The organism is Synechococcus sp. R6-10 (genome assembly GCF_047461815.1).
GTDB lineage: Bacteria > Cyanobacteriota > Cyanobacteriia > Thermostichales > Thermostichaceae > Thermostichus.
This window is the reverse complement of the sequence record NZ_JANSHW010000480.1, coordinates 1-4,516: the sequence shown is the minus strand read 5'-3', so window position 1 is coordinate 4,516 and position 4,516 is coordinate 1. Positions and strand designations below refer to the sequence as shown.

Below are 4,516 nucleotides of genomic sequence, written 5' to 3'. Positions count from 1 at the left end.
AACAAACAGAATGCTATCGCTGCATAGTTGAACAGTGATGTTCAGCAGTGTTCAGCGTAAATGTATCAGCACGGCATTCACACTTTGGTGTACAGTCCCCTCTGCCGAGGTCTGCTGAGCGGACGGATGACGCCGCAAACCACCTTCCCCCCAGGGGACATGCGCGCCGGGATCGATCCCAAGTTTGTTGAACCGCGCTACTCCCAGTACCTAAAAGCGGCAGAGGCATTGAGCCGGTTTGCTCAGGATCGCTATGGCAAGACCTTGGCCCAGTTGGCGGTGCGCTGGCTGCTGGATCAACCGGGGGTGAGTGTGGCGCTGTGGGGGGCACGCAAGCCCTATCATCTGGAGGCAATATCCGGCCTTTGGGGCTGGTCGTTGGATGCGGAAGCGATGCAGACCATCGAGGATATTTTGCAAAGGTATGTTCCCGAGTCCATTCCCCCCAGCTTTATGTCCCCGCCTGCCCGCGCTGCCTAGTTGTTGCCTTCTGTTCCCTTGCCGTTTGCGTTAGCGGTGGGGAGCACTTTGTTGCCGGGATCCCAGTCCTACGATTGAGTTTGGCAAAAAATGAGATTTAGAGCTCTGTCCTACCGCAGCCAGTAGGGCCAGGAGTCTGTCAACCACGGGAGAACAAAGATGGCCATCCCAGATGCATTCGCGTCAGCAGTGCGGAGCACTTTGACCCATAAAGCAGACAGGCCAAGGGATCCGGCTGACCAGAATGGGCCCACAGCGCCTTCTCAGGCGGGATCCCTGATTCTCCACGTGGGGGGCATGAGTTGTGCCGGCTGCGTTCGCACCGTTGAGCAGGCCCTGCTGAGACAGCCGGGGGTGGTTAAGGCCAGCGTTAACCTGGTTACCGAGTCGGCCCTTGTGGAGTTTGCCCCTGGGATCCGGCCCGACCCGCAGCACCTGGCCCAGATTTTGACAGAGGCAGGGTTTCCCAGCCGCTACAGTTCAGAGGGTGAGGCCCTCTCCGGCGGGAGTTCCGTTCGCGTCAGCGGTGCGGAGCACTCTCAAGATCCCTCTTCCCCTCCCGGTGGGTGGGAAGAAGCCTTGGATGTGCCTGCGGATCCCCTCTCTCGGCAGCGACAGCAGACCCGACACCACATTCGCCAAGCGCTCACCGCCGCTTTTTTGCTGCTGATTTCTGCCGCCGGACACTTGGATCTCTTCGCCCGTCTGGGCTTGCCCCTCCTTAATGATGTCTGGCTGCACTGGGGCTTGGCGACCTTGACTTTTGTCGGCCCAGCTCGCGGCATTGTCCTGGATGGTTGGAGAGGGGCGCGGCGGCTGGCCCCCAACATGAACACCTTGGTTACCTTGGGATCCGGATCGGCCTACCTGGCCAGTCTGGCGGGGTTGTTGGCCCCTCAGGTGGGCTGGGAGTGCTTTTTCGACGAGCCCGTCATGATGCTCAGCTTCATCCTGTTGGGACGGGCCTTGGAACAGCACAGCCGCCTGCGGGCGGCCAGCAGCCTGCAATCGCTGGTGAGCTTGTGTCCCAGTTTGGCTCGGCGGGTTCAGCCTGCAGAGAAGGCGGGATCTCTGGCTTCCAGCCCAGAGGGGAACCTGGATCTGGGATCCCAAACCGGAGAATGGTGTCCTATCGAACAGGTGCGAGTGGGGGATTGGCTGCAGGTGCGGGCTGGCGAACAGATCCCGGTGGATGGAGAGGTCATTGCCGGCCAGGCCACGGTCAACGAGGGGATGTTGACGGGGGAACCCTTGCCGGTGCTGAAACAAGTGGGGGATCCGGTGGTGGCGGGGACGCTGAACCAATCGGGGTTGCTGCTGTGCCGGGCGACGCGCACCGGGAAAGACACCACCTTGGCCCAGGTCATTCGCCTGGTGGAAGAGGCCCAAGCTCGCAAGGCCCCCATCCAAGGGATAGCCGACCAGGTGGCGGGCTACTTCACCTATGGGGTGGTCACGCTGGCCATTCTCACCTTTGGGTTCTGGTACTGGGTTGGGATCCCGCTTTGGGGGAGCGACGGTGCGGAGCACTTTGTCCTGGAGGGGTTCAGCCTGCACTCCCATCTGCATCTGAGCGACCATCCCCCTCACCCCACACCCCTGCTCAGCAGCCTCAAGATGGCCATTGCCGTTTTGGTGGTGGCCTGCCCCTGTGCTTTGGGGTTGGCTACGCCGATGGCCATCCTGGTGGGTACTGGCTTGGGAGCCGAGCGGGGCTTGCTCATCCGAGGGGGAGATGTTCTGGAGAAAGCCCATCGCTTGCAAACGGTGGTCTTCGACAAAACCGGCACCCTCACCCAAGGGGATCCCCACCTGACGGACTGTCTCAGCCTTGACCCCTCCCTGGATCCCAATCGCCTACTCCAACTGGCGGCCACAGTGGAAAGCGGCACTCGCCACCCTCTGGCGCAAGCCATTTTGCAAGCCGCCCGCACCCAGGGTTTGCCGTTGCTCTCCGCCGGCGAGTTTCAAACCCAACCGGGGATAGGAGTCGCCGCCCAAGTGGAAGGGCAGGCAGTGGTGTTGGGATCCCTGGATGGTCTGGCTGCTCTGGGGATCCCAATTTCCCCAGAGGCGCAGGCCCAGGCCGAGGCGCTACTGGCAGCCGGCAAAACAGTGGTGGGTGTGGCTCTAGGGGGATCCTTGGTGGGGCTGCTGGCAGCCCAGGATCCCTTGCGGCCTGATGCGCAGGCAACACTGCGACAACTGCAAAAGATGGGCTTGCAGGTGATGCTGCTTACTGGCGATCGGGCTGAGGTGGCCAAGCAGGTAGCCGAAGCTCTGCAAGTGCCCGGGATCCGCGTTATCGCCGAGGTTCACCCGGCAGACAAAGCTCAAGTCATCCGCGACCTGCAGACCCAAGGCCAGAGAGTTGCCATGGTGGGAGATGGCATTAACGACGCTCCGGCTTTGGCCCAAGCCGATGTGGGCATCGCCCTGCACTCAGCCACTGATGCGGCCTTAGAAACCGCCGATATCATCCTCATGCGCAACCGCCTCTGGGATGTGGTGGAAGCTATCCGCCTCAGCCGCGCCACCTTCCGCAAGATCCAGCAAAATCTCCTCTGGGCTGTCGGCTACAACCTGGTAGGGATCCCGGTGGCAGCAGGCGCGCTCTTGCCCGCCTTTGGCATTGGGCTGAGCCCAGCTATTGCCGGGGGCTTCATGGCCTTAAGTTCCCTCAGTGTAATCCTCAACTCACTTCTTTTAAGGCGAACTTTTGTACCCAGTGGATCCCCTCACAACTCGCGCTAAGAATCATCAAAACCTGCAAATCTTCTGTCACAGTTCATTGCTATTTCAGAAGTTTCACTGAATCCCCTACATATCTTTGCCAAATCTTAAGTGGCTGCATCTCTACGGCACTCCCGGCCAGTCTCGCTTTAACTTTATGTGGGATATTTTGATTAAGCGTGCCCACGGCTATGTTCTTCTGGTGCCTGCGCACCTGCCGGGCCAGTTTCGCAATGCCCAAGCCATTCAATCTTTTATGAAGGCCAGGACGAGCGCCCCCTACGTGATTGGGATCACCCACGTCGATCAACCCAATGCCTGGGATCCAGAAGACATTTTGTTAATTTTGGGGAATCAGGACGGTTCAGTTCCGCACACCACTTTAAATGCCCAGGAGCCGGCTTCTGTTGCCAACACGTTGCTTCTGTTGGTTGAGCAAATGATGCCCCAGGTGGTTGTTTGAACAGATTTTCAGGTATCCAGCAGGCTACAGCTTTTTTTAGCAACATCGACCCCAGCCAACACAGGCGTATCTTTTGTGGGACAGGGATCCCCCTCGTGCAGCCGGAAAACGCTGCGAAGGGTAAGGTGGGACTTCGTGGAGATTGGCCGGATAATAAAATGTCCTGAGTGCTCTTTCCCATCAGCTATTGAACCAAGGGGATCCCTGCTGTGTTGCTTCTCGATTGCTCTCCCCTGACCCTTTCCCCAGAGGAAGCGCGGGAGAAACTGCTATATCTCCTGGCCCAACTGGCTTACCGAGAAGGCTCCTTTACCCTCACTTCTGGACAGAAGAGCCCCTACTACATCAACTGCAAACCGGTCACCCTTCACCCCCAGGGGGCTTATTGGGTGGGATCCCTGCTGCACCGACTGTTGCCTCCCGAAACCGAAGCAGTGGCTGGGATGACGCTGGGAGCGGATCCCTTGGTGACGGCGGTGAGTTTGGCCTCTCTGCATGCTGAACCCGCCAACCTACCCGCCTTGATCGTGCGCAAAGAGCCCAAGGGGCACGGCACGCAAGCCTGGATCGAGGGGCCGGAGTTGCCGGCAGGCAGTCGGGTGTGGATCCTGGAAGATGTGGTGACCACCGGCAGTTCTGCTTTGAAGGCTGTCGAACGGGTGCGGGCAGCCGGCTACCGGGCGGAAGGGATCCTGGCTTTGGTGGATCGGCTGGAAGGGGCAGAAGATCGCTGCCGCGAAGCAGGGATCGCCTTTCGTCGCCTATTCACCCTTCCAGAAGTGCAGGCTTGCCATCGGGCCTTGACCTCAGGAAAATCAAAGGACTAGCCTGCCCCCTTGG

At 59.7% G+C, this 4,516-nt stretch carries 4 protein-coding genes; all 4 read left to right on the top strand.

Annotated elements, in window-relative coordinates:
• The first annotated feature begins 60 nt into the window (after positions 1 to 60).
• The 4 genes from NW837_RS12515 to pyrE all read left to right on the top strand — a co-directional run bounded on the left by NW837_RS12515 (position 61) and on the right by pyrE (position 4,503).
• Positions 61 to 480, top strand: coding sequence for an aldo/keto reductase (locus NW837_RS12515; RefSeq protein WP_414331959.1), 420 nt, complete (start codon positions 61 to 63; stop codon positions 478 to 480).
• A 159-nt stretch (positions 481 to 639) separates the two neighbouring features.
• Entirely contained in the window at positions 640 to 3,234 is a 2,595-nt protein-coding gene (locus tag NW837_RS12510) for a heavy metal translocating P-type ATPase (protein ID WP_414331957.1), read from the top strand.
• A 76-nt stretch (positions 3,235 to 3,310) separates the two neighbouring features.
• Complete coding sequence (locus NW837_RS12505) at positions 3,311 to 3,676, top strand: GTP-binding protein (RefSeq protein ID WP_414331956.1); 366 nt, start codon at positions 3,311 to 3,313, stop codon at positions 3,674 to 3,676.
• A 209-nt stretch (positions 3,677 to 3,885) separates the two neighbouring features.
• On the top strand, positions 3,886 to 4,503 hold the full coding sequence (pyrE, locus tag NW837_RS12500) for an orotate phosphoribosyltransferase (protein ID WP_414331955.1): 618 nt from the start codon (positions 3,886 to 3,888) through the stop codon (positions 4,501 to 4,503).
• The last annotated feature ends 13 nt before the right edge of the window (positions 4,504 to 4,516 follow it).